This window comes from Rhodococcus maanshanensis NBRC 100610, assembly GCF_001894865.1.
Classification (GTDB): Bacteria; Actinomycetota; Actinomycetes; order Mycobacteriales; family Mycobacteriaceae; genus Rhodococcus_G; species Rhodococcus_G maanshanensis.
In genome coordinates this window covers 190,121-211,232 of record NZ_BCXA01000012.1, presented here as the reverse complement: position 1 = coordinate 211,232, position 21,112 = coordinate 190,121, and the positions used below count along the sequence as shown (strand labels likewise).

Here is a 21,112-nt window from a genome sequence, read left to right as displayed (position 1 = left end):
AACAAGAACACAGCGTCAAATCGCCTGGTCAGCGCCATTCGAGAGAAATGGCATCGCTTGCGGCCCTGCTTTCGGAAGGCGCGGATAGCCTGGCGTCATGCTCCTCGCACCCCGTTATGGCCAGGCGACGCTGTCCGACCTCGTCCCGTCCGTGCTCGCACATCTCGGCGTCGCCGGCGAGACGGATCGGATCGGCCTCGATCTCTCGGGTGTCTCACGTGTCTGCGTACTGCTGATCGATGGACTCGGCGCCGAGCTGTTGGCGTCGCACCCCGAGGCGGCACCCTTTCTCTCCGCCAGACTCGGCCCCATCCTGACCGCGGGCTTCCCCACCACCACCGCGACCAGCCTCGCCTCGCTCGGCACGGGATTGCCCTCGGGGCAGCACGGTGTTGTCGGCTACCTCATCCCCGCGGCCGGGCAGGACCGGTTGATGAACCCGTTGAAATGGCGCCTGCACGGTGAGGGACCCCGCGTGGACCTCCTCAAGGAATTGGTGCCCGAGGAGTTTCAGCCGACTCCGACCGCTTTCGAACGCGCCGCCGCTGACGGCATCTCCGTGTCCAGGGTTGCCCCGCCCTACCAGGGCGGTTCCGGGCTGACCCGGGCCGCGCTGCGCGGCGGGGAGTTCCGCCCCAGCTTCTCGCTCGGCGACCTGGTCGACGCGTCGGCAGGCGCGCTCCGGCTGGGTTCTCGTTCCCTGGTCTACGTCTATCACGGCGAATTGGACCTGACCGGGCACGCCAGGGGCCCTGCCTCGGCCGCCTGGGCCCTCGAGTTGGCTCAGGTCGACCTGATGGCGCGCCAGCTCGCGGAGCGGCTGCCGCGCGACGGCGCGCTGATCGTCACCGCCGACCACGGCATGGTCGAGGTGCGCTCCCCCGTCGACATCGACGCGTCCCCGGAACTGACCGACGGCGTCCGACTGATCGGCGGCGAGCCCCGGGCCCGCCACGTCTACACGGACGACGGCGCAGCCGACCGGGTGGCCGCGGCCTGGCGAGACCGGCTCGACGACGGGTTCGCGGTGCTTACCCGCGCGGAGGCGATCGACAACGGCTGGTTCGGGCCGACCGTCTCCCCCGCCGCCACCGAACGGATCGGTGACGTGATCGCGATAGCCCGCGGATCGAGCGCGCTGATCCGGACCGGAGCCGAGCCGCTGCAGTCCATGCTCATCGGCCACCACGGATCGCTCACCTCGGCCGAGCTGCACGTGCCACTGCTGGTGTTCCGGGGGTAGAGACCGGCAGCGCGATGTCGTGAGGTCAGGCGGGCGGCGGCGCCGCGGTGTGCCCCCGCACCAGTTCGGTCTCGAGCATCTCGACGGTGGCCACCCCGGAGTGCGAGGGCGTCAGCAGCAGCGCCCCCGCCCGCCTGCCCTTCTCCTCGGCGGGCTGACGGACGGTGGTCAGGCCCTCGCGCAGCGCCTCGTCGACGCCGTCGAACCCGGTGATGGACAGCTGGCCGGGCACGTCGATGCCGCGCCAACGGGCAAAGTCAAGGGCACCGAGCGCCAACACGTCGGTGGTGCACAGCAGCGCGGTGATCCGAGGATTGGTCGCGAGCGCCTGCTCGGCCGCCGAGTGACCGGACCGGGAGCTGTGCTCCGCGCGCTCGATCACCGTCAACGATCGCGGGTCCAGCCCGCTGGCGGCGAGGGCGTCGCGCACCCCGGCGATTCGTTCGCGCTGGACGTGGAAGTTCGGCGAATCGAGACGGGCGGAGTCCGCCACGCCGTTCCGCTGGTCCCGGCCGAGCCTCATGCAGATCACGCCGATGTCCTTGTGCCCCAGCGACACCAGGTAGTCGGCGATCTTGCGCATCGCGCCGCGATCGTCGATCCCGACCAGCGACGCGCCCTCGATCTCGCGCGGCTGGTCGCAGATCACCATCGGCAGGCGGCGCTCGAGAACGGCGGCCAGGTACGGGTCGTCGTCGGCCACGGAGTAGACGACGAACCCGTCCACCCCGGCCTGCTGCACCGCGGCTGCGGCCTGGACGTCGTCGCGCCCCGGCCCGGCCGGGATCAACAACAGGCCCTCCCCTGCCGCCTCGCACGACTCCGCGAGGCCGGCAAGGAAGCTCATCGCCGCCGGGTCGCGGAAGGAGTAGCTCAGCGCCTCGGTGAGCAGCAGGCCGACCGCACCCGCCTTGCGGGTGCGCAGCGAGCGCGCAACCGGGTCCGGCCCGGGGTAGCCGCGCCGCTTGGCCGCCTCCAGCACCCGTTCGCGGAGCTCGGTCGAGAGCTGATCGGGGCGGTTGTAGGCGTTCGAGACCGTCGTCCGGGAGACCTTGAGCTCCGCCGCGAGGGACGCCAGCGTCGCCTGACGGCGCGGATGACGGGACCTGGGCATAACGGGACGGTACGCAATGCCGCGAGTGACCATCAGCACGCCCCCTCCAATGTACAACGGAAACGATTTCCATTAGTATCTAGGCCATGCCCCAGGGAGATCTGACGCCGCTCACCGCCCCGACCCGGCCCCGGCGCCGCGCGGCGGTCGTCACCGCCGGCCTGGCGCTCGTGGGGGCGTTGACCCTTGCCGCCTGCTCGTCCGACCCGAACGCAGGCGCAGGCACCGCCCCGCTCGCCGATGGGCAGCGCGCCAACATCGTGGCCTCCACCGACGTCTGGGGCTCGGTGGCCGCGGCCGTCGCGGGCGATCGGGCCGACGTCACGTCGATCATCAACGACGCGTTCGCCGATCCGCACTCGTTCGAGGCCAGTCCAAGGGACGCCGCCGCTATCACCGACGCCGACCTGGTCGTCTACAACGGCGGCGGCTACGACGAGTTCATCGACGACGTGCTCGCCGGCACGCCCGGCAAACGGACGGTCGACGCTTTCGCCCTGTTCGGTACCGAGACCGACCTGCACGGCGACCACGACCACGCCGCAGAGGCCGCTGCCGCCCCCGTCGAACCCGCCGCGGCCGAGCACGACTCGCACGACGGCCACGACCACGACCACGGCGGTGTGAACGAGCACGTCTGGTACGACACCCCGACCGTGGACGCCGTCGCCAAGCAGATCGCCGCCGAGCTCGGCGCGATCGACCCCGCCAACGCCGCGGCCTACACCGCCAACGCCGCCTCCTTCCACGAACAACTGCACGCCGTCACGGCCATCACCGACTCGATCGCCGCCGCGCATCCGCAGGCACCGGTCGCTCAGACCGAGCCGATCGCCCACTACCTGCTGGTGGCGACCGACCTGAAGGACGAGACCCCGGAGGACTTCACGAAGGCCATCGAGGACGGCAACGACCCGCCGCCCGCGGCCGTCGCCGCGACGCGAGATCTGCTCGCCGACAAGAAGGTGAAGGTCCTGATCTACAACAGCCAGACCCAGGACAAGGCGACCCAGAACATCCGTGAGGCCGCCGAATCGGCCGGCATCCCGGTCGTCGAAGTCACCGAGACCCTCCCCGACGGGTTCGACTACATTCAGTGGCAGACCCGCACCGCCGAATCGCTCGCCGCTGCCATGAACGCCGCGCACTGAGAACCGCCGCGCGCCGAAGAACGAATCCACCGGTCACGCTCGCCGATGAGCCTCGTGACACCCAGACCCGGAATGGCCCCGTGACCCACCCTGCCCCCGACGCATCGAGCGTCAGCCGAACACCCGCCGTCGAGCTGAGAGGCGCCCGGCTGGCCTACGGCGACCGCACGCTGTGGTCCGGGCTGGACCTGAGCGTCGAGCAGGGCGAGTTCATCGCGGTCCTCGGTCCCAACGGGTCCGGCAAGACCTCGCTGCTGAAGGTCCTGCTCGGTCAGCTCCCGCTGTCCGAGGGCACCGCCACGATCGCGGGAACGCCGGCGCGGACAGGGAACTCCCATGTCGGATACGTGCCGCAGCAGAAGACGATGGACGAGGGCCTGCCGCTGCGCGGGCGCGACCTGGTCGGGCTCGGCGTGGACGGCCACCGCTGGGGCACCGGGTTCCGCTCCCGCCGCTCGCGCCGGATCGTCGTCGACGACGCCATCGACCAGGTGGGCGCCCGGGCCTTCGCCGACGCCCCGGTCGGCTCGCTGTCGGGCGGCGAGCAGCAGCGGTTGCGGGTCGCGCAGGCACTGGTCGGCGATCCGAAGGTGCTGCTCTGCGACGAGCCGCTGCTCAGCCTCGACCTGGCCAACCAGCACCGGGTCTCCGACCTGATCAACCAGCGCCGGCTCGGTCACGACACCGCCGTGCTGTTCGTCACCCACGAGATCAATCCGATCCTGCCCCTGGTCGACCGGGTGCTGTACCTGGTCGACGGGCGGTTCCGGATCGGGACGGCCGCCGAGGTGATGACCTCGGAGGTGCTCTCCGAGCTGTACCAGACCGACGTCGAGGTGCTGCACGTGCGCGGGCGGCTCGTCGTCGTCGGCACCGGCGACGCCATCGACGCGCTCGGTTCCACGGGCGCCGACGGAATCCACCACGAGGCGCACGAATGAACGAGAAGCTCGCCGACACGTTGTCGCAGATGTTCGACTGGCAGGCCACCATCGACCTGCTGCAGTACGGCTTCGTGCAGCAGGCCCTGCTCGCCGCCGCCATCCTCGGGCTGCTCGCGGGGGCGATCGGTCCGCTGATCATCAGCAGGCAGATGTCGTTCGCCGTGCACGGCACCAGCGAGCTGTCGCTGACCGGCGCCTCCGCCGCGCTGCTCGCCGGGATCAGCGTCGGACTCGGCGCCATCGTCGGATCGGTGTTCGCCGCCGTGCTGTTCGCACTACTCGGATCCAAAGTGCGCGAACGGGATTCGGTGATCGGCGTCGTCCTCTCGTTCGGGCTCGGCCTGTCCGTGCTGTTCATGTGGCTCTATCCGGGGCGCACCGGCACCAGCTTCTCGCTGCTGGTCGGCCAGATCGTCGGGGTGGGCAACAGCGGCCTCCAGCTGCTGCTGGTGTGCGCGGTCGCGGTGCTGGCGGTCCTGGTCGTGGTGTACCGCCCGCTGCTGTTCGCGAGCACCGACCCGGACGTCGCGGTGGCCCGCGGCGTGCCGGTTCGCGGTCTGGCCATCGTGTTCGCGGTGCTGGTCGGCGTTGCCGCGGCGCTCGGCGTGCAGATCGTCGGCGCCCTGCTGGTGCTCTCGCTGTTGATCACCCCCGCGGCCGCCGCGGCCAGGATCACCTCGAGCCCGCTCCGGACGACGTTGCTGTCGATCCTGTTCGCCGAGATCGCCGCCGTGGGTGGCATCCTGCTGTCGCTGGCCCCCGGCGTGCCGGTGTCCAGCTTCGTCACCACCATCTCGTTCGTGATCTACCTGGTCTGCCGGTTCTTCGGACCGCGCCGGGCCCGCAACGCCGGACGGGTCGCGGTCACGGCCTGAGTTCGCTCAGTGCGGCCTAGGATTCGAGGCGTGGCATCCATCGATCTCAACAGCGACCTCGGCGAGAGCTTCGGTGCCTGGCAGCTCGGCGATGACGAGGCCATGCTCGTGCTGGTGACCAGCGCCAACGTCGCGTGCGGGTTCCATGCGGGCGATCCGACCACACTGTTGGGCACCTGCAGGTCCGCAGCACAGCGGGCGGTGCGGATCGGCGCCCAGGTCGGCTATCGGGACCTGGCGGGTTTCGGGCGCCGCTTCATCGACATCGCCCCCGCGGACCTGACCGCGGACGTGATCTATCAGATCGGCGGCCTCGACGCCCTCGCGCAGACCGTCGGCTCCGCCGTCGGCTACGTCAAACCCCATGGCGCCCTGTACAACGCGATCGTGCACCACCGCGGGCAGGCCCGCGCCGTCGTCGCGGCCGTCGTCGCGTACGACCCCACCCTCCCTGTCCTCGGGCTGCCCGGCTCGGTCTTCCTGGCGGAGGCGGAGGCCGCGGGCCTGCGCACCGTGGCCGAGGCGTTCGCCGACCGCGGCTACACCCCGACCGGCGAGCTGGTGCCCCGCGGACTGCCCGGGGCTGTGCTCTCGGACCCGGAGTCCGTCGCCGCGCGGGTGCTGCGGATGGTCGAGCACGCGGAGATCGAGGCGGTCGACGGCACCGTCCTGACCGCGCCAGCCGAATCAGTCTGCGTGCACGGGGATTCGCCGTCCGCGGTCGCGATGGCCACCGCCATCCGCGCGCGACTCGACCTCGCGGGCGTGCGCGTGGAGCCGTTCGTCTGATGCGCCTGCTCGACGCGGGCGACGGCGGGGTGCTCGCCGAGTTCGACGACCTGGACACCGTGCTCGCGCACTACCGGGCACTGGACGCGAACCGCCCGGCGGGCGTCGTCGACCTGGTCCCTGCCGCCAGGACCATACTGGTGCGATTCGACCCCGGGCACACCGATCGAGCCAGCATCGCGCGCTGGCTGCGCGAGACCGACCCCGAGACCGGGACCGCCACGGAAACCGGTGCGCTGGTAAGGATTCCCGTCCGCTACGACGGGCCGGACCTGGCCACGGTCGGTGAACTGACGGGCCTCGGGCCGGACGGTGTCGTCGCGGCACACACGGGCAGCGACTGGACCGTCGCCTTCGCCGGGTTCGCCCCCGGGTTCGGGTACCTCATCGGTGGGGATCCCCGGCTGCGGGTGCCCCGCCGAGACGACCCGCGCACCGAGGTGCCTGCCGGCGCGGTCGGGCTTGCGGGCGAGTTCTCCGGCGTCTACCCGCGGAAGTCGCCGGGCGGCTGGCAGCTGATCGGTCACACCACCGAACTGATGTGGGACGCCGATCGCGAGCCACCGGCGCTGCTCCGGCCGGGAGACACGGTCCGGTTCGTCGCGGTCTGAGCTGTTCGCCGAGTGTGCACCTGCCGGCGCATCCACTCGGCCGATGCCCCGGCAGGTGCACACTCGGCGGGGGTCAGGGGCGCGGCCGGGTGCTGCGCCAGGCGGTCAGCACACCGGCGGCGGCGAACACGGCGAAGAACCCGAACAGGAGCCTCGCCGAATCCGCCATCGACCCGCCGAGATTGACCAGGACGCCCGCCGACGCCGACCCCACCGCGTTGGCGACCAGCTGCACGGTGTTGATAGCCGCGGCTGCCTTCCCGCCCTCGACCTCGTCGTCCTCGGCACCCATCGCGAAGGTCGACAGGTGCGGCCAGGCCATGCCGATGCCCGCTCCGCCCAGCACCAACGCAGCGACCCAGGTCCCGATCACCCACGCCGTCGCGCCCTCCTGCTGCGTCGCCGCCGCGACGAGGAACCCGATCGTCACCAGGGCTGGGCCCGCGACGACCAGGGCGCGCACCGTCGACCTGCGCGAGGCACCGGCGCTGGAGATCTCGCCCAGCGTCCAGCCGACCGCGAGCGCGGCCCCGAGAAAGCCGGCAGCCAGGGGCTCGAGGCCACCGAGCCGCTGACCGAACAACGGCACGAAGGTCTCGGCGGTCGAGGCGACCGCCAACAGCGCGAACGTCGCGTAGGTCCACTTCAGGGTGTTGCCGGGGGTGAAGGTCACGGCGGGCAGCACCCTGGTGCCCGCGCGTCGCTCGTGCGCGACGAAGACGACCAGCAGCACGACACCCGCGAGAACCCCCAGCACCGTGAGTGCCACGCTCGTCGCGATGCCCGCCACGCTCACCAACAACGCCGCCGCGGACAGCAGCAACATCGACACGGCCGGGACACCGACCCGGGGCCCCTCGATCCGATCGGCCGCGATGTACCGGGGCACGATCGCCGCGATACCGGCCGCCAGCACCGCGAGCACGACGAACGCGAGCCGCCAGGCGCCGAACTGGGCGAACACCCCGCCCAGCGCGGGACCCACGAACGTCCCGACGCCCCACATCCCGGAGACCAGCGCCGAGGCGCGGGCCCACAGATGCTGCGGCAGCGTGGACCGGATCAGCGCGTAGCTGAGCCCGCTGAGCAGCCCGCCGCCGAAGCCCTGCAGGCCACGGCCCGCCAGCAACACGAACATGTCCGGCGCGGCGGCACACACCACCGTGCCTGCCGCGAACAACCCGATCGCGGCGAGGTAGGCGCCCCGCGGCCCCGCGGCCGCGAGCAGCCGGCTCACCAGGACCGCCGAGATCACCGAGGCGACAAGGAATATCGTGGTCGCCCACGCGTAGAACCGCGCTCCCCCGATCTCGTCGACGGCGGACGGGAGCAGGCTGGTGGTCAGATAGATGTTGATCGCGTACAGCGCGACGCCGCCGGCAAGCACCACCATCGGCCCGAGGTAGTCGGGGCCCAGCAACTGCCGCCAGCCGCGGTCCAGCCGAGGGGTCGTGGTGTCGGTCGGCGCCATGACAACCAGGCTAAAACCTCAAGTGCAGTCGAGGTCAAATGTCCGGGTGGCCCCGTCGAGTGTGCAGTTATCGGGGCGTCGCCCGGGAAGCGGCGACGGCAGGTGCACAGTCGGCGGACGGGGAGTGCGGGCCGCCGAGCGCTAGCCGCCGAGCGCGAACGCTACGAGGAAGCCGAGCGCCGTGGACAGCCCGACCCACCAGCCGCCCTCCCGGTACGCCTCCGGCATCAGCGAATCCGCGAGCACCGCGATCGTCGCGCCGCCAGCGAACGCCTGGATCACCGCGATCTGCCGGTCCGGGATGGCGTCGGCGGCCGCATTCGCGGCGATCACCACAAGCACCAGCACGACGGCGGTCACCGTCCACAGCAGAATCGCCCTGCGGCGGTTGAAGTTCGGCTGCTTGCGCATCGACGCCGCGCCCGCGACCGCCTCGGGCACATTGCCGACCGCGACCGCCACGAGCAGCACGACGCCACCGCCCCCGCTCAGCGAGACACCGAGCGCGGTGTTCTCCGGGATCCCGTCGAGCAGCGTGCCGAGCATCAACGCCCAGCCGAGGGCCGCGGCACCGAGCTTGTTCTCGATGAGGTGATCGGACACCACGTAGACGAGCGCGCCAGCCATCAGGGCGGTTCCGGCGACCAGCACGCCCTCGGCCTCGAATGCGGGCTGGAACAGCTCCGTCGACACCGCCGCGACCATGGTGCCCGCGCCGAACGCCATCAGCGCTGCCAACAATGGGCGGGGCAGGTCGTAGCGAAGCCCGACAATTGCCCCGATCAGCAGGGGCACGGCGGTTCCCAGCCCGTACAGCGCGGCAGTGACCATCGGGCGATCGTACTGTCGCGGCCCACGGATGCGCGACAATCGTTGGGTGGCTTGGCTCGAAGTGTTGCGCACCGGGGCGCTGACCACGGTCCAGGACCGTGGCAGGCCCGGATTCGGCGCGCTCGGCGTCGGCGCGTCGGGGGCGGCCGATCGTGGATCCCACGACAGCGCAAACCGCTTGGTGGGCAACGACCCCCGGGCCGCGACGCTGGAGGTCACGCTCGGCGGGCTCGCAGTCCGGGCGCACGGCGGCCTGACCGTCGCGGTGACGGGCGCCCGGGTCCCGCTGTCGGTCAACCACACCCCGACCGCGGACTACAGCGCCGTGCACCTGACCGACGGCGACGTGCTGGCCCTCGGCTACGCCACCGGCGGCCTGCGCTGCTACCTCGCCGTGCGCGGCGGGGTGGATACCCCGCCGACGCTCGGCAGCCGCGCGACCGACACCCTAGCCGGGCTCGGCCCGGAACCGGTGCGGGCAGGCGACCGGCTGGCCGTCGGCGAACTGAGTTCGGACTGGCCTGCCGACGAGATCATCCCGCCGCCCCCGGAACCCCCCTCCCCCGCCCGGCTGCGGGTTCGGCTCGGGCCGCGCTCGGAGCTGTTCCAGGCGGCCGCCGTCGACACGCTGTTCGGCCAACCGTGGACGGTGACGACGGACAGCAACCGGGTGGGCGCGCGGCTGCGGGGCGCCGAGCCGCTGCGGCGCCGGGACACCGCAGAGCTGGCGAGCGAGGGGATGGTCCCGGGTTCGCTGCAGGTGCCGAGCGGCGGGCAGCCGGTTCTGTTCCTGGCGGACCACCCGGTGACCGGCGGCTACCCGGTGATCGCGGTGGTCGTCGACGCCGACCTGGGCGCCGCCGCGCAGCTGGTGCCCGGCACACAGGTGCGATTCGAGCGCGCGAGCAGCTCGCCTCAGCCGGGCTGACAGGCCCGCGTCAGGGCGCCGGCCAGCCGCAGCAGATCGAGGTCGCGCCCGCGCGGCCCGATGACGGACAGCCCGACCGGGATCCCGTCGTCGGTGGGCAGCGGCACGCTCACCGCACACCGTCCGCTCAACCCGGCGATGCACGTCAGCTCGAATGTCGCGGCGCGGGCCGCCTCGATCACCGGCCCACCGATCGTCGCCTGCTCCCGGGTCGGCGGCGGCGAGGACGCCGACGGCAGCAACAACAGGTCGTCGCCCAGCAGGTGGTCGATCGCGGCACCGATCCGCCGCACCTCGTCCGACGCCCGGATCCACTGCGCCCGAGTGTGTTTCGAGGCCGCCTCGAACCGGGACCGCACGTCGGCGCCGAGACTGTCGCGGTGCCGGGCGATCCATGCGCCGTGCGCCCGCCAGGCCTCGGCACCCTGCACGATCCGGAACGCGTGCGCCCAGCCCCCGAGCCCGCCGACGTCCAGTCGCAGTCGCTCGATCGCGGGCAGACCCGGACCGGATTCCCACGCGGCCACGCCCGCGTCGACCGCCGCGCGCACCGGCGGCGACGCGATCGCGGTCAGGTCGTCGGACACGATCACCCGTCCGAACGGCCGCTCCTGCGCCGCGGGCAGCAGCACCTCGCCCACTGCGAGCAGCGTGTCCGGGTCGCGGGCCAGCCATCCGACCGTGTCGAAGCTCGGGGCCAGCGGGAGCACGCCGTCACGATCGATCGCGCCGTGCGTCGGCCGGATCCCGTACAGCCCGAGATAGGAGGCGGGGACCCGGATCGACCCGGCGGTGTCGGTGCCCAGCCCGACCGTGGCCGCACCGGTGGCGACGGCGCTGCCGGATCCGGAGCTGGAACCGCCCGGAATCCGATCGGGCGCAATCGGATTGGGCGGTGTCCCGTGGTGCGGGTTGGTGCCGGCCAGGCTGTAGGCGAACTCGTCGCAGCGGGCGATCCCGGCGATCGCCGCGCCCGCCTCGAGCAGGGCTGCCACGGCGGGCGCAGTCGCCGCCTCCGGCCGGGCCTCGGCTAGCCACTGCTCGTTGCCCGCGCCGACCGGGTACCCGGCGACATCGAACAGGTCCTTGACCGCGACGGTCATCCCGTCCAGCGGTCCCCTCCCGGTCGGCGCGACCAGGGGCGTGCCGAATTCCCGCCAGAGCGTCGGGTCGACCACGGAAACCTCCTGGTCAGGCACTGTGAGTGAATTGCAACCCTATAGGGGTGCAACTCACTCACAGGCGCGTCAGCGCCTTCTCTGGCGGGCGATGTCGGAGAGCACGACGCCCGCGGCGACCGAGGCGTTGAGCGACTCGACCGGGCCCGCCATCGGGATGCTGAGGATGGTGTCGCAGGTCTCGCGGACCAGGCGGGACAGGCCCTTGCCCTCCGACCCGACGACCACGACCACCGGTCCGGTGCCGTCGTACTGGTCGAGGGTGGTGTCGCCACCGGCGTCGAGGCCGACGATCTGCACGCCCTTGGACGCCCAGTCCTTCAGCGTCCTGGTCAGGTTGGTGGCCTGCGCGATCGGCAGCCGGGCCGCCGCGCCCGCGCTGGTGCGCCACGCGACAGCGGTCACGCTGGCGCTGCGACGCTGCGGGATGACCACGCCGTGACCGCCGAACGCCGCCACCGAACGCACCACGGCGCCCAGGTTGCGCGGGTCGGTGATGTTGTCGAGCGCCACCAGCAGCGCAGGCTCCTGCTGCTTGCGCGCCTCGGCGATGAGGTCGTCGGGGTGCGCGTACCGGTACGGGGGAACCTGCAGGGCGACGCCCTGGTGCAGCCCGTTGGCGCTCATCCGGTCCAGGTCCGTGCGCGGGACCTCGAGGATCGAGATGCCCGCCTCGGCCGCCAGCTGCACGCTCTCGGTGAGCCGCTCGTCGCTCTCGGTGCCGACCGCGACGTACAGCGCGGTCGCGGGCACGCCCGCTCGCAGGCACTCCACGACCGGGTTGCGGCCCAATACGTTCTCGGGACCCTCGACGCCCTTGCGCGGCGAACCGCCGCGACCGCGCGGGGCGCTGCCACCGGGCCTGCCGCTGGTGCTCGCGGCCGCCTTGGCCGCCGCCCTTGCCCGCTTGGCGGCGGGGTGCTTGGTGCGCTCGACCGCGGGCGGGGTGGCCCCGCGGCCCTCGAGGCTGCGCCTCCCCTTGCCTCCGGAGCCCGCGACCTGGCCCTTCTTGGTGCCGCTCTTGCGGATCGCGCCGCGCCTGCTCGAATTGCCAGCCATCACAGTCCTGCTTCGTTGTGGTTCGTCTTGAGGGACCACTCGGGTCCGTTCGGGGTGTCGGTGACCTCGACGCCCGCCGCGGCGAGCCGGTCCCGGATCTCATCGGCGGCGGCCCAGTCCTTGTCCGTCTTCGCCTTCTGGCGCGCATCGAGATTCGCGCGGACCAGAACATCGAGCGCCGCGTGGGCCGCCGAGCCGTCGTCGGCATCGGCCGCCCAGTGCGGATCGAGCGGGTCGACCCCGAGGATGCCCATCATCGCCCGCACCTGTCCGGCGATCTCCAGCGCCGCGGTCAGGTCGCCTGCGTCGAGCGCCTTGTTCCCCTCGGTCTTGCTGCCGTGGATCTCGGCCAGCGCCTTCGGCACCGCGAGGTCGTCGTCGAGCGCGGCGGCGAAGCCCTCGGTCCACTTGCCGACCGGGATCTCACCGGCCCGCTCGCGGGTCTTGAGGATGAAGGCCTCGAGGCCGCGGTAGGACTCGGCGGCCACCTCGAGCGCGTGGTCGGAGTATTCGAGCATGGAGCGGTAGTGCGCCCCGCCCAGGTAGTACCGGAGCTCTTGCGGCCGCACCTTCTTCAGCACGTTCGGCACCGACAGCACGTTGCCGAGCGACTTCGACATCTTCTCGCCGCCCATGGTGACCCAGCCGTTGTGCAGCCAGTACCGGGCGAACCCGTCGCCCGCCGCCCGGCTCTGCGCCAGCTCGTTCTCGTGGTGCGGGAACACCAGGTCCAGCCCGCCGCAGTGGATGTCGAACTCCGCGCCCAGGTAGGCCTCCGCCATCGCCGAGCACTCCAGGTGCCAGCCGGGGCGTCCGCGTCCCCACGGCGTCGGCCAGGAGGGCTCCCCCGGCTTCTCTGCCTTCCACAGCGTGAAGTCGCGCGGGTCGCGCTTGCCCTCGGCCGCGCTCTCGCCCTGGTGCACGTCGTCGAGCTTGTGCCCGGACAGCGCGCCGTACTGCTGGTAGCTGCGCACGTCGAAGTACACGTCGCCCGCGGCGGCATACGCGTGGCCCGCGTCGATCAGGCGCTGCATCATCTCGACCATCTGGGTGACGTGGCCGGTCGCACGGGGCTCCGCGGAGGGCGGCAGCACGCCGAGCCGGTCGTAGGCCCAGTCGAAGGCGCGCTCGTAGGTCGCCGCCCACTCCCACCACGGCCGCCCGGCATCGGCGGCCTTGTTCAGGATCTTGTCGTCGATGTCGGTGACGTTCCTGATGAACGCGACGTCGTAGTCGTGCGCGAGCAGCCAGCGCCGCAGCACGTCGAACGCGACGCCGCTGCGCACATGGCCGATGTGCGGCTCGCCCTGGACGGTCGCACCACACAGATAGATCGACGCGTGTCCGGGGGCCAGCGGAACGAAGTCACGCAGGGCCCGCGTCTCGGTGTCGAATAGGCGCAGGGTCACGACGTGCGATCTTACCGGCCCGAACCGGCGTCAACTACCAGCGCGGTCGCGACTGCCGCGATGCCCTCGCCCCGGCCGGTGAGCCCGAGACCGTCGGTGGTCGTCGCGGAGACGGAGACCGGGGCCCCGAGCACCTCGGAGAGCACGTCCTGCGCCTCCACCCGTCGGGGACCGATCTTGGGACGATTCCCGATCACCTGGACCGCGGCGTTGCCGATCCGCAGGCCGTCGCCCTCGATCAGCCTGCGCACCTCGGTCAGCAGCACCGCGCCGCTCGCCCCGTCCCATTCCGGCCTGCCGGTGCCGAACACCGAGCCGAGGTCGCCGAGGCCCGCTGCGGACAGCAGCGCATCGCACAGCGCGTGCGCGGCGACATCGCCGTCCGAGTGACCGGCACAGCCGTTCTCCTCCTCGAACAACAGCCCGGCAATCCAGCACGGCCTGCCGACCTCGATCGGATGGACGTCGGTGCCGATTCCCACTCGCACGGTTGCCCGGCTCCCTACTGCTCGATCGGTTCGTCGTTCGCCAGCGCCCTGGCCAGGGCCAGGTCCAGCGGTGTGGTGATCTTGAAGGCCAGCGGATCTCCCACGATGGTCCTGACCCGCCCGCCGATCCGTTCGACCAGGCCCGCGTCGTCGGTGGCCAGCGAGTCGGCGGCCGCATAGGCGCGCCGCAGCAGATCCGCGGTGAATCCCTGCGGCGTCTGCACGGCTCGCAGCTCCGAGCGTTCCGGGGTGCCGGTCACCGCGCCGAGCAGGTCAACCGTCTTGATGGTGTCGGAGACCGGCAGGGCGGGCACCACCGCGTCACGGCCGGCGCGCAGCTCCGCCACGACGCGGGCGATCAGGGGCGGTGGGGTCAGTGCCCGGGCCGCGTCATGCACGAGCAGCAGGTCCGCGTCCTCGGCGGCCGCGAGCCCCGCACGCACCGAGTCGGTCCGTTCGGCGCCGCCTGCGACGACGTCGACGCCATCGGGCAGCTCCGAACGCACCGAGTCGATCCGGTCCGCGGGCACGATCACCACGACGCGGTCGACGACACCGGACTCGATCAGCCCGTCGACCGCGAGCCGGAGCATGGAGACACCGCGCAGCGTGACGAACGCCTTCGGGATGCCCTCCCCGAGACGCTCACCGCGCCCGGCAGCGGGCACCAATGCAATGACCCGGCCTCCGCTGCGCACTTCGGCCGGGTCAGTCACGTTGCTCATGTGTCAGGACGCTGCTGCGAGAACCTCGTCGAGGATGATCTCGGCCTTGGCGTCGTCGGTGCCCTCGGCGAGCGCGAGCTCACCGACGAGGATCTGACGTGCCTTGGCGAGCATCCGCTTCTCGCCCGCGGAGAGCCCGCGGTCCTGCTCACGACGCCACAGGTCGCGGACGACCTCGGCAACCTTGTTCACGTCGCCGGAGGCGAGCTTCTCGAGGTTGGCCTTGTACCGGCGCGACCAGTTGGTCGGCTCCTCGGTGTGCGGCGCGCGCAGCACCTGGAAGACCTTGTCCAGGCCTTCCTGCCCAACAACATCACGGACGCCGACGTACTCGGCGTTATCCGCGGGGACCCGGACGGTCAGGTCGCCCTGAGCGACCTTGAGAACGAGATATTCCTTTTGTTCACCCTTGATGGTGCGAGTTTCGATTGCCTCGATCAGCGCCGCTCCGTGGTGGGGGTATACGACGGTGTCTCCGACCTTAAAAATCATCTGTCCCGTGCCCCTTTCGATCTTCACAGTTTAACACGGGGCCAGACGGCACAGTCTCCAACGGCCCTGGTCAGGGGCACAGTGGGGTGACCGGAGGGGTTGACAGCCAGACCCGAACGTGCATCCAACGGCGCCCAAACCGACCATCTGGCCTCAGGTTTCGGCGCCGCGAACCCCGCCGCGAAGCCCCGAAGGGCGACCCCGGGACCCGGTCCGCAGACCTGACTACTACTCTGCCTAGTGGAGTACGACCCGACGCCGTGGAGGACAACCCGTGACAGCCCTGAATGCGCCGACTCGACGAGTCGCGACCGCCGTTGCCCTGGCCGCAGCCGCGGCGATCTCGCTGTCCGCCTGCAGCGCGGGCCAGATCACCCAGACCGCGACCCAGGTCGCGGCCGTGAACGGCAACTACGCCAACCAGGGTGATATCTCCCTGCGCAACGTGCACATCCTGTACCCCGACAGCGAGGAGTACAGCCTCGAGCCCGGCGGCAAGGCCGCACTCGCGTTCACCGCGGTGAACAACAGCGAGGTGAAGGCCGATCGCCTGACCAAGATCACCACCGACGCGGCCGACTCGGTCACCATCGCGGGCGAGGTGGGCGGCCGGATCATCGATCCGCAGACCTCCCTCGGCGCAGGCGTCCGCGCCGCGACCGTCCTCGACGACCCCGAGGACCCCACCCAGCTGATCCTGGTGGTGCTCAACGACATCAACGAGGGCGTCTACCCCGGACTGACGGTCCCGATCACCTTCAGCTTCGAGCACGCGGGCGACATCGTCGTCTCGGTGCCGGTCGATGCCGGGCCGAAGGCCGAGCGGCACGAGTCGGACAAGTCCGGCAATGCCGACGCCGAGCCCCTCGGCAGCGGCGGACACTAGTCCCCACGGTTCACGAGAACGGCCCCGACGCTCAGCGTCGGGGCCGTTCTCGTCGTTGCGGCGCAGCACATTTCGACCCCGACGACACACCGGGTCACGCCGCTCGGGATCGCTGTCGGACCCCACCCCTAGGCTGCGGAGGTGGCCAAACCCAAATCGAGCTTCCGCTGCTCGTCCTGTCAGCACTCGATGGCCAAATGGGTCGGCCGTTGCCCCGACTGCGGGTCATGGGGCTCGATCGAGGAGGTGGCGGTCCTCGCGGCGGTCGCGAGCAGGCCGGGCGCCACCGCCGCCCGCGGCGCGTCCATGGTGCCGACGTCCCCCGCGACCCCCATCTCACAGATCAACGGCACCTCCACCAGGGCCAAACCCACCGGCGTGCCCGAGCTCGACCGGGTGCTCGGCGGCGGCCTGGTCCCCGGCTCGGTTGTGCTGCTCGCAGGCGAGCCGGGCGTCGGCAAGTCGACCCTGCTCCTCGAGGTCGTGCACCGCTGGGCCCAGCGCGACCCGCAGGACCGCGCGCTGTACGTCACCGGCGAGGAGTCGGCCGGGCAGGTCCGGCTCCGGGCCGACCGGACCAACTCCGTGCACGAGCGGGTGTTCCTGGCCGCCGAGTCGGACCTGGCCACCGTGTTCGGGCACGTCGAACAGGTCCGCCCGACGCTTCTCATCGTGGACTCCGTGCAGACGATGCTCGCCGCGGATGTCGAGGGCGTGGTCGGCGGCGTCACCCAGGTCCGGGCCATCACCAGCGCGCTCACCTCGCTGGCGAAGTCCAGCGGCATCCCGGTGCTGCTGATCGGCCACGTCACCAAGGACGGCGCGGTGGCCGGGCCGCGCGCCCTCGAGCACCTGGTGGACGTGGTGCTGCACTTCGAGGGCGACAAGCATTCCACCCTGCGCATGGTGCGAGGCGTGAAGAACCGCTTCGGCGCGGCCGACGAGGTGGGCTGCTTCGAGCTGCGCGAGGACGGCATCGAATGCGTCAGCGACCCGTCCGGGCTCTTCCTGCACCACCGCGACGACACCGTTCCCGGTACCGCCGTCACCGTCACCATGGACGGCAAGCGCCCGCTGCTCGGCGAGGTGCAGGCGCTCGTCGCGACCTCACACAACCCCTCACCCCGGCGCGCGGTCAGCGGCATGGACTCGGCACGGGTGTCGATGGTGCTGGCCGTGCTCGAACGGCGCTGCGGGGTCAAGGTCTCCGACAAGGAGGTGTACGCGGCGACGGTCGGCGGAATGCGGCTGACCGAACCGTCCGCGGACCTGGCCCTTGCCGTCGCGGTGGCGTCCGCGTTCAAGGACGCCGCGCTGCCGCCGGGGGTGGTGGTGCTCGGCGAGGTCGGGCTGGCCGGCGAGGTGCGACGGGTCACCGGCGTCGATCGACGGCTGGCCGAGGCGAAGCGGCTCGGCTTCACCCACGCGGTTGTGCCCCGCGACTCCGGGACGCCGCCTGCGGGGATGCGGGCCACCGAGGTCACCAACCTCGGCGAGGCCCTGCGGGTGCTGCCCCGGGCCTGAGCGGGCCTACAGCGAGGAGGACGTGCCGAACGGTGAGGTCGCGTCGCCGTCCACGAAGTCCTGCATCGGCGCGAAGTGCTCGGGCTTGATGGTCAGGAACAGCCCGCGGGAGGTGGCGACGATGTCGTCACCTGCGGTCGGTCCCTCGACGATCCTGGCCTCGGCGGTGGTGTAGACCTTGCGCCGGATCATGCCGTCGATCCGGGAGCGGAACTCGAGCACAGATCCGAGCGGGATCGGCTTCGCGAAGTCGATCTCCAGGTGACCGGTGACCACGGGCCCGCCGAGCACCATGCAGGCCATGCCCTGGACCTCGTCGAAGGCGACGGACAGGATGCCGCCGTGGATCACCCCTGGTCCGCCCTGGTATCGGTTCGCCACGGTCAGCCGGCCGGAGACCTCGAGGCCCTCGCCCGCGGTGAACGTCATCGCCATCCCGGCGGGCTGGTCGTCGCCGCATCCGAAGCACTTGGACCAGTGCTGCGGAAGGGCCCCGCCCGGCGCCGGGAAGAAGTCCGGGCGAGGCGGCAACACGAGATCATCGGGCAGGGTCCAGGTACTACTCACGGCTAACAAAGTATCGGTTCCCCGATCGCGGTCCCGATTCACCCCTGGCCGGGCCCGCACCGGCGCGTCCGGCCCCGGGGAGCCCGCCGCCTCTCCCCCGCTGGGTAACCTTGACGCGAAGCGATGGCGGATCGAACGACTCCGCCCGGCGATGAGGCGCCGCGCACCGCGAACGAGGGGGACGGCAATGGACGACGTCACGCCGTCTGCCGCCGTCCGCGAGACGATTGCTCGACTGGCGCCGGGGACCGAGCTCCGCGACGGCCTGGAACGGATCATGCGCGGCCGAACCGGCGCCCTGATCGTGCTCGGCTACGACGCGGAGATCGAGGAACTCTGCGACGGCGGCTTCGAACTGGACGTCGAATTCGCGCCGACCCGGCTGCGGGAGCTCTCCAAGATGGACGGGGCCGTGGTGTTGTCCACCGACGGCACCCGCATCGTGCGGGCCAACGTGCAGCTGGTCCCCGACTACAAGATCCCGACCGTGGAATCCGGCACCCGGCACCGCGCGGCGGAGCGGACCGCGATCCAGACCGGCTACCCGGTGGTCTCGGTGAGCCAATCGATGAGCATCGTCAGCGTGTACGTCGGCGGCATCCGGCACGTGCTCGAGGGCTCGCCGACCATCCTGTCGAGGGCGAACCAGGCCGTCGCGACGCTCGAGCGGTACAAATCCAGGCTCAATCAGGTCACCAACCAGCTCTCCGTCGTGGAGATCGAGGACTTCGTGACCCTTCGTGATGCCCTCACCGTCGTGCAGCGGCTCGAGATGGTCCGCCGGGTGTCGGTGGAGATCGAGCGCGACGTGCTCGAGCTCGGCACCGACGGCAGGCAGCTCGCCCTGCAGCTGGAGGAACTGGTCGGCGACAACGACATCGCCCGCCAGCTCGTGGCGCGCGACTACCTGGCAGGCCAGGGGCAGGCTCCGACCGAGGCCGTCGAGCGAACCCTCGCGGCGCTCGACAAGCTCACCGACGCGGATCTGCTCGACCTGACCACCCTGGCCCGCGCCTACGGGTACCCGGCGACGATCGAGGCGCTCGAGGCGCCGATGAGCCCGCGCGGCTATCGGGTGCTGACCCGGGTGCCGCGGCTGCAGTTCCACCAGATCCACCGGCTGGTCGGGTCGTTCGGCACCCTGCAGGGCCTGCTCGCCGCGACCGCGGCCGACCTGCAGTCGGTGGAGGGCATCGGCGGGCTCTGGGCCCGGCACATCAGGGAGGGCCTGTCCCGCCTCGCCGAGACGTCGATCTCCGGCCCGTTCGACTGACCGCGAACCGTGCGTGATCCGTACCCCGACCGGGGTGCGGATCGCGCACGGGCCGCGGAGTGGCGTCAGCTGATGTTGAAGGGTTCCGGGGTGCTGCGCAGCGCGCCGAGCTGACCGACGACCGTGTAGGCGCCGGGACCGACCGGGTTACGCGGCGCGGTGCAGCCGGGCTCGGACGTGGCGCCCGACCACTTGACCGTGAACGCGGCCTGCTCGCCGGGCTTGAGGGAGCGGATGTCCGGCGCGGTGTTGGGGAAGCAGTCCGTGTTCGACCAGATCCGCTGCTGCCCGTCCAGGCTGTAGACCAGCACCTGCTGCATGCCCGCGCCGAGATCGCGCTCGCAGGTCGCGGAGCCGATGTTGGTGACCACGATGCCGAACTGCGGCTCCTGGCCGGCCGGATAGTTCGGCTGGTTCGAGCTGGCCTTGATGGCGAGCGACTGATCCGGGCACTGGCCCGCGGGGACCACGGCCGACGAGGACGCTGCCGCCTCACCCGATACGGACCCGGACACCGAGGAGCCCCCGCCCGAACCGCCGGATCCCGAACCGGATGCGGACGCCTCACCGGATCCGGAACCGGACCCCGACCCGCCGCCGTCGCCTGCGGAACTGGGCGCCGCCTGGCCCGAGGACGTGCTGCTCTGCGAGCTGCTGGCGGCGGCCGCCTCGGCCGAGGGGTCATCGTCTCCGCCGCCGAGCGACGTCACGATCCAGACGAAGAGGATGAGCGCGACCACACTCGCCCCGATTGCGAGCGCGCGTCGTCGCCAGTAGATCTCGGGGGGCAGCGGCCCGTTTGGTTCCAACACAGAACCCACGTTAGGTCCCCGGGCCCGGGCGGACCTCCACCAACCCCGGCGTGTCGCTCAGTCGGCAACCTCTCCGATGTCGCCGACGGAGGCCTGCAGCTGCACGCGGCCGTCGGAGAGCTTGTATGTGACGCCCACGATGGCGCACTTCCCCTCCGCCACCCGGTCCGCGATGATCCGGGAGCGCTGCTGGAGCAGCTCGCCCGTCTCGACGACGTGGCGCGCCTCGAGCTCGTCCACCGTCGAGAGGCCCTCGTTACGGCCCATCAGGATCGACGGGGCCACCCGTTCGACGACGTCACGGATGAAGCCGTTCGGGATGGCGCCCTTGTCGAGTGCCTTGAGGGTGGCCGCGACGGCGCCGCAGCTGTCGTGACCGAGCACGACGATCAGCGGCACGTTGAGGATCTCCACCGCGTACTCGATGGAACCGAGCACGGAGCTGTCGATGACGTGGCCTGCAGTGCGCACCACGAACATGTCGCCGAGGCCCTGGTCGAAGATGATCTCTGCGGCGACGCGTGAGTCACCGCAGCCGAACAGCACCGCGGTCGGGTGCTGTCCGTCGACGAGCTTTGCCCGGTCGGCGATGCCCTGGCTGGGGTGCAGCGAGGCGTCGTTCACGAAGCGGTCGTTACCCTGCTTCAGTGCCTTCCAGGCCGAGATGGGGTTCGAATTAGGCATGTCAGTCATTGTGCACCCGGCGCCTTTCGCGTGTCGTCGGCCACCTGGCAAAACCGTG

The 21,112-nt window shown here is 71.3% G+C and carries 22 protein-coding genes; 10 read left to right on the top strand and 12 right to left on the bottom strand.

Annotated features, from left to right (window positions below):
• The first annotated feature begins 97 nt into the window (after nucleotides 1–97).
• Nucleotides 98–1,243 (top strand): alkaline phosphatase family protein, encoded by a 1,146-nt coding sequence (locus RM1_RS06990; RefSeq protein ID WP_072750588.1) that lies wholly within the window; start codon nucleotides 98–100, stop codon nucleotides 1,241–1,243.
• A 25-nt stretch (nucleotides 1,244–1,268) separates the two neighbouring features.
• On the opposite strand, the gene RM1_RS06985 is transcribed toward RM1_RS06990, so the two are convergent.
• Entirely contained in the window at nucleotides 1,269–2,357 is a 1,089-nt protein-coding gene (locus tag RM1_RS06985) for a LacI family DNA-binding transcriptional regulator (protein WP_072750587.1), read from the bottom strand.
• A gap of 86 nt (nucleotides 2,358–2,443) precedes the next feature.
• Between RM1_RS06985 and RM1_RS06980 the strand changes: the two genes are divergently transcribed.
• From RM1_RS06980 to RM1_RS06960, 5 genes are all read left to right on the top strand, one after another.
• Nucleotides 2,444–3,508, top strand: a complete 1,065-nt coding sequence (locus RM1_RS06980; protein WP_083576567.1) for a metal ABC transporter solute-binding protein, Zn/Mn family — start codon at nucleotides 2,444–2,446, stop codon at nucleotides 3,506–3,508.
• 80 nt (nucleotides 3,509–3,588) lie between these two features.
• Entirely contained in the window at nucleotides 3,589–4,449 is an 861-nt protein-coding gene (locus RM1_RS06975; protein WP_072750586.1) for a metal ABC transporter ATP-binding protein, read from the top strand.
• Nucleotides 4,446–5,327, top strand: a complete 882-nt coding sequence (locus RM1_RS06970; protein ID WP_072750585.1) for a metal ABC transporter permease — start codon at nucleotides 4,446–4,448, stop codon at nucleotides 5,325–5,327. The genes RM1_RS06975 and RM1_RS06970 overlap by 4 nt, the downstream gene beginning before the upstream one ends.
• A 30-nt stretch (nucleotides 5,328–5,357) precedes the next feature.
• On the top strand, nucleotides 5,358–6,116 hold the full coding sequence (locus RM1_RS06965; RefSeq protein ID WP_072750584.1) for a LamB/YcsF family protein: 759 nt from the start codon (nucleotides 5,358–5,360) through the stop codon (nucleotides 6,114–6,116).
• Nucleotides 6,116–6,727, top strand: coding sequence for a 5-oxoprolinase subunit B family protein (locus tag RM1_RS06960; protein ID WP_072750583.1), 612 nt, complete (start codon nucleotides 6,116–6,118; stop codon nucleotides 6,725–6,727). The genes RM1_RS06965 and RM1_RS06960 overlap by 1 nt, the downstream gene beginning before the upstream one ends.
• Nucleotides 6,728–6,800: 73 nt before the next feature.
• Here the strand turns inward: RM1_RS06960 and RM1_RS06955 are convergent, their stop codons facing one another.
• Nucleotides 6,801–8,198, bottom strand: coding sequence for an MFS transporter (locus tag RM1_RS06955; protein WP_072750582.1), 1,398 nt, complete (start codon nucleotides 8,196–8,198; stop codon nucleotides 6,801–6,803).
• Between the two features lie 141 nt (nucleotides 8,199–8,339).
• The gene (locus tag RM1_RS06950) at nucleotides 8,340–9,029 is read right to left on the bottom strand and encodes a ZIP family metal transporter (protein ID WP_072750581.1); all 690 of its coding nucleotides are present in this window, start codon (nucleotides 9,027–9,029) and stop codon (nucleotides 8,340–8,342) included.
• A gap of 46 nt (nucleotides 9,030–9,075) precedes the next feature.
• Here RM1_RS06950 and RM1_RS06945 point away from each other — a divergent pair, with 46 nt between their 5' ends.
• Nucleotides 9,076–9,957: a 5-oxoprolinase subunit C family protein gene (locus tag RM1_RS06945; RefSeq protein WP_174562925.1), complete on the top strand. Its 882-nt coding sequence runs from the start codon at nucleotides 9,076–9,078 to the stop codon at nucleotides 9,955–9,957.
• On the opposite strand, the gene RM1_RS06940 is transcribed toward RM1_RS06945, so the two are convergent.
• From RM1_RS06940 to carD, 6 genes are all read right to left on the bottom strand, one after another.
• The gene (locus RM1_RS06940) at nucleotides 9,945–11,135 is read right to left on the bottom strand and encodes an amidase (protein ID WP_072750579.1); all 1,191 of its coding nucleotides are present in this window, start codon (nucleotides 11,133–11,135) and stop codon (nucleotides 9,945–9,947) included. The two genes, RM1_RS06945 and RM1_RS06940, sit on opposite strands and share 13 nt — an antisense overlap.
• A 69-nt stretch (nucleotides 11,136–11,204) precedes the next feature.
• The gene (rlmB, locus tag RM1_RS06935) at nucleotides 11,205–12,194 is read right to left on the bottom strand and encodes a 23S rRNA (guanosine(2251)-2'-O)-methyltransferase RlmB (RefSeq protein ID WP_072750578.1); all 990 of its coding nucleotides are present in this window, start codon (nucleotides 12,192–12,194) and stop codon (nucleotides 11,205–11,207) included.
• Nucleotides 12,194–13,603 (bottom strand): cysteine--tRNA ligase, encoded by a 1,410-nt coding sequence (gene cysS, locus RM1_RS06930; protein ID WP_072750577.1) that lies wholly within the window; start codon nucleotides 13,601–13,603, stop codon nucleotides 12,194–12,196. Before cysS ends, rlmB begins: the two co-directional genes overlap by 1 nt.
• A gap of 11 nt (nucleotides 13,604–13,614) precedes the next feature.
• Entirely contained in the window at nucleotides 13,615–14,091 is a 477-nt protein-coding gene (ispF, locus tag RM1_RS06925) for a 2-C-methyl-D-erythritol 2,4-cyclodiphosphate synthase (RefSeq protein ID WP_072750576.1), read from the bottom strand.
• 14 nt (nucleotides 14,092–14,105) lie between these two features.
• On the bottom strand, nucleotides 14,106–14,816 hold the full coding sequence (gene ispD, locus RM1_RS06920) for a 2-C-methyl-D-erythritol 4-phosphate cytidylyltransferase (protein ID WP_072750575.1): 711 nt from the start codon (nucleotides 14,814–14,816) through the stop codon (nucleotides 14,106–14,108).
• A gap of 3 nt (nucleotides 14,817–14,819) precedes the next feature.
• Nucleotides 14,820–15,308: an RNA polymerase-binding transcription factor CarD gene (gene carD, locus RM1_RS06915; protein ID WP_007528440.1), complete on the bottom strand. Its 489-nt coding sequence runs from the start codon at nucleotides 15,306–15,308 to the stop codon at nucleotides 14,820–14,822.
• Nucleotides 15,309–15,582: 274 nt separating this feature from the next.
• Here carD and RM1_RS06910 point away from each other — a divergent pair, with 274 nt between their 5' ends.
• Both RM1_RS06910 and radA read left to right on the top strand, forming a co-directional pair.
• A complete protein-coding gene (locus RM1_RS06910) occupies nucleotides 15,583–16,194 on the top strand; it encodes a copper chaperone PCu(A)C domain-containing protein (RefSeq protein ID WP_072750574.1) in 612 nt (203 codons plus the stop codon).
• 141 nt (nucleotides 16,195–16,335) lie between these two features.
• Nucleotides 16,336–17,718, top strand: coding sequence for a DNA repair protein RadA (radA, locus tag RM1_RS06905; RefSeq protein WP_072750573.1), 1,383 nt, complete (start codon nucleotides 16,336–16,338; stop codon nucleotides 17,716–17,718).
• Nucleotides 17,719–17,724: 6 nt separating this feature from the next.
• Here radA and RM1_RS06900 read toward each other — a convergent pair whose 3' ends face one another.
• Nucleotides 17,725–18,285, bottom strand: a complete 561-nt coding sequence (locus tag RM1_RS06900; RefSeq protein ID WP_027500525.1) for a PaaI family thioesterase — start codon at nucleotides 18,283–18,285, stop codon at nucleotides 17,725–17,727.
• A gap of 187 nt (nucleotides 18,286–18,472) precedes the next feature.
• Between RM1_RS06900 and disA the strand changes: the two genes are divergently transcribed.
• Complete coding sequence (gene disA, locus RM1_RS06895; RefSeq protein WP_072750572.1) at nucleotides 18,473–19,558, top strand: DNA integrity scanning diadenylate cyclase DisA; 1,086 nt, start codon at nucleotides 18,473–18,475, stop codon at nucleotides 19,556–19,558.
• A gap of 65 nt (nucleotides 19,559–19,623) precedes the next feature.
• On the opposite strand, the gene RM1_RS06890 is transcribed toward disA, so the two are convergent.
• Nucleotides 19,624–20,370: a hypothetical protein gene (locus tag RM1_RS06890; protein ID WP_072750571.1), complete on the bottom strand. Its 747-nt coding sequence runs from the start codon at nucleotides 20,368–20,370 to the stop codon at nucleotides 19,624–19,626.
• 57 nt (nucleotides 20,371–20,427) lie between these two features.
• A complete protein-coding gene (locus RM1_RS06885; protein WP_072750618.1) occupies nucleotides 20,428–21,054 on the bottom strand; it encodes a carbonic anhydrase in 627 nt (208 codons plus the stop codon).
• Nucleotides 21,055–21,112 lie beyond the last annotated feature (58 nt).

Coding starts and splice junctions, on each gene's coding strand:
- rlmB (WP_072750578.1), bottom strand. CDS start 12,194: ATGGCTGGCAATTCGAGCAGGCGCGGCGCGATCCGCAAGAGCGGCACC.
- RM1_RS06955 (WP_072750582.1), bottom strand. CDS start 8,198: ATGGCGCCGACCGACACCACGACCCCTCGGCTGGACCGCGGCTGGCGG.
- RM1_RS06950 (WP_072750581.1), bottom strand. CDS start 9,029: ATGGTCACTGCCGCGCTGTACGGGCTGGGAACCGCCGTGCCCCTGCTG.
- RM1_RS06885 (WP_072750618.1), bottom strand. CDS start 21,054: ATGCCTAATTCGAACCCCATCTCGGCCTGGAAGGCACTGAAGCAGGGT.
- disA (WP_072750572.1), top strand. CDS start 18,473: ATGGACGACGTCACGCCGTCTGCCGCCGTCCGCGAGACGATTGCTCGA.
- RM1_RS06960 (WP_072750583.1), top strand. CDS start 6,116: ATGCGCCTGCTCGACGCGGGCGACGGCGGGGTGCTCGCCGAGTTCGAC.
- RM1_RS06980 (WP_083576567.1), top strand. CDS start 2,444: ATGCCCCAGGGAGATCTGACGCCGCTCACCGCCCCGACCCGGCCCCGG.
- RM1_RS06970 (WP_072750585.1), top strand. CDS start 4,446: ATGAACGAGAAGCTCGCCGACACGTTGTCGCAGATGTTCGACTGGCAG.
- RM1_RS06990 (WP_072750588.1), top strand. CDS start 98: ATGCTCCTCGCACCCCGTTATGGCCAGGCGACGCTGTCCGACCTCGTC.
- carD (WP_007528440.1), bottom strand. CDS start 15,308: ATGATTTTTAAGGTCGGAGACACCGTCGTATACCCCCACCACGGAGCG.
- ispD (WP_072750575.1), bottom strand. CDS start 14,816: ATGAGCAACGTGACTGACCCGGCCGAAGTGCGCAGCGGAGGCCGGGTC.
- RM1_RS06985 (WP_072750587.1), bottom strand. CDS start 2,357: ATGCCCAGGTCCCGTCATCCGCGCCGTCAGGCGACGCTGGCGTCCCTC.